At 59.4% G+C, this 2,495-nt stretch carries 1 protein-coding gene; it reads left to right on the top strand.

The window, feature by feature from the left end; genetic code table 11:
- The coding region (gene putA, locus RTY00_RS23435) for a bifunctional proline dehydrogenase/L-glutamate gamma-semialdehyde dehydrogenase PutA (RefSeq protein ID WP_312666563.1) at window positions 1-2,495 on the top strand (2,495 nt) is incomplete at both ends.

The raw sequence follows: 2,495 nt of genomic DNA, 5'->3' as shown, positions 1-2,495 counted from the left end.
CTGATGAAGGCGTGCCAGAAGAGTCACTGCAGCCTTTCCTCGACTTCGCAGAACATATTTTGCCGCAGTCGGTAACGCGTTCGGCGATCACTGCCGCGTGGCGTCGTCCCGAGACTGATGCCGTACCGATGCTACTGGAGCAAGCGCGTCTCCCTGCCCCGCTGGCAGAGAAAACCCATCAGCTGGCTTACAGCCTCGCCGACAAGTTGCGGCACCAGAAAGGTGCAACCGGCCGCGCGGGCATGGTGCAAAGTTTGTTGCAAGAGTTCTCGCTCTCCTCACAAGAAGGTGTGGCGCTGATGTGCCTGGCGGAAGCGCTGCTGCGTATTCCGGATAAACCGACGCGTGATGCGTTAATCCGCGACAAGATCAGCAACGGCAACTGGCAGTCGCATCTGGGCCGCAGCCCATCGATGTTTGTTAACGCCGCGACCTGGGGCTTGCTGTTTACCGGCCGTCTGGTTTCTACCCACAACGAAGCTAACCTGTCACGTTCGCTCAATCGCATTATCGGCAAGAGCGGCGAACCGCTGATCCGTAAAGGCGTGGATATGGCGATGCGCCTGATGGGCGAGCAGTTTGTTACCGGTGAAACCATCGCCGAAGCGCTGGCCAATGCGCGCAAGCTGGAAGAGAAAGGTTTCCGTTACTCTTACGACATGCTGGGTGAAGCGGCGCTGACCGCCAGCGATGCCAAAGCCTATCTGGTTTCCTACCAGCAGGCGATTCACGCCATCGGCAAAGCCTCGAATGGTCGCGGTATTTATGAAGGTCCAGGCATCTCGATTAAACTGTCGGCGCTGCATCCGCGCTACAGCCGCGCGCAGTATGAACGCGTGATGGACGAGCTCTATCCCATCCTCAAATCCCTGACGCTGCTGGCACGCTCGTATGACATCGGTATCAACATTGATGCGGAAGAAGCCGACCGCCTTGAGCTGTCGCTCGACCTGCTGGAAAAACTTTGTTTCGAACCAGAGCTGGAAGGCTGGAATGGCATCGGCTTTGTGATTCAGGCGTATCAAAAGCGCTGTCCGTTTGTGATTGATTCGCTGATCGACCTGGCACAACGCAGCCGTCGCCGCCTAATGATCCGCCTGGTAAAAGGCGCGTATTGGGACAGCGAAATCAAGCGCGCGCAGATTGATGGTCTGGAAGGCTATCCGGTTTACACCCGCAAGGTGTACACCGACATCTCCTATCTGGCCTGCGCACGCAAACTGCTGGCGGTGCCAAACCTGATCTATCCGCAGTTTGCTACCCACAACGCGCACACGCTGGCAGCAATTTACCAGTTGGCGGGCAACAACTACTATCCAGGCCAGTACGAATTCCAGTGCCTGCACGGCATGGGCGAACCGCTGTACGAGCAGGTAGTGGGCAAAGTTGCTGATGGCAAACTGAATCGTCCGTGCCGTATTTATGCACCGGTCGGCACCCACGAAACGCTGCTGGCGTATCTGGTGCGTCGTCTGCTGGAGAACGGAGCGAATACCTCCTTCGTTAACCGTATCGCCGATAACACCTTGCCGCTGGATGAGTTAGTCGCCGATCCGGTTGCCGCCGTGGAGAAGATGGGCGTCGCGGAAGGCGCGGTGGGTTTACCGCATCCGAAAATCCCGCTGCCGCGCGATCTGTATGGTGCCAAGCGCGCCAACTCCGCTGGTCTGGATATGGCCAACGAACATCGTCTGGCGTCACTCTCCAGCGCCCTGCTTAACAGCGCCAGCCAGCCGTGGATTGCTCAGCCGCTGGTGGAAGGTGAATTAGGTGAAGGCGTCAGCCGTCCAGTGCTCAACCCTGCCGCGCCAGCGGATGTGGTGGGCAGCGTGCGTGAAGCCACCGAAGCCGAAGTGTCAGATGCGCTGGATGCGGCGGTGAATGCCGGTCCAATCTGGTTCGCCACGCCGCCGCAGGAGCGCGCCGCGATTCTGGAACGTGCTGCCGAAGCGATGGAAGGCCAGATGCAGCAGCTGATTGGCTTGCTGGTGCGTGAAGCCGGTAAAACCTACAACAACGCCATCGCCGAAGTGCGTGAAGCGGTCGATTTCCTCTACTACTACGCGGGCATGGTACGCGACGATTTCGATAACGAAACCCACCGCCCGCTGGGTCCTGTAGTGTGCATCAGTCCGTGGAACTTCCCGCTGGCAATCTTTGCCGGACAAGTTGCCGCAGCATTGGCAGCCGGTAACAGCGTGCTGGCGAAACCGGCAGAGCAAACTCCGCTAATCGCCGCGCAGGCGGTGCAAATTCTGCTGGATGCCGGCGTACCGGCTGGCGTGCTGCAACTGTTGCCGGGCCAGGGCGAAACCGTGGGCGCGCAACTGACTGGCGACGAGCGCGTGCGCGGCGTGATGTTTACCGGTTCAACGGCGGTAGCAACGCTGCTGCAGCGCAATCTGGCCGGTCGTCTCGATCCTCAGGGGCGTCCAACGCCGCTGATCGCTGAAACCGGCGGCATGAACGCGATGATCGTGGATTCCTCAGCGCTC

The organism is Pantoea sp. CTOTU49201, assembly GCF_032054795.1.
Lineage (GTDB): Bacteria > Pseudomonadota > Gammaproteobacteria > Enterobacterales > Enterobacteriaceae > Pantoea > Pantoea symbiotica.
Note: the sequence above shows the minus strand (reverse complement) of the source record. Positions and strands in the feature narration are given on the sequence as shown.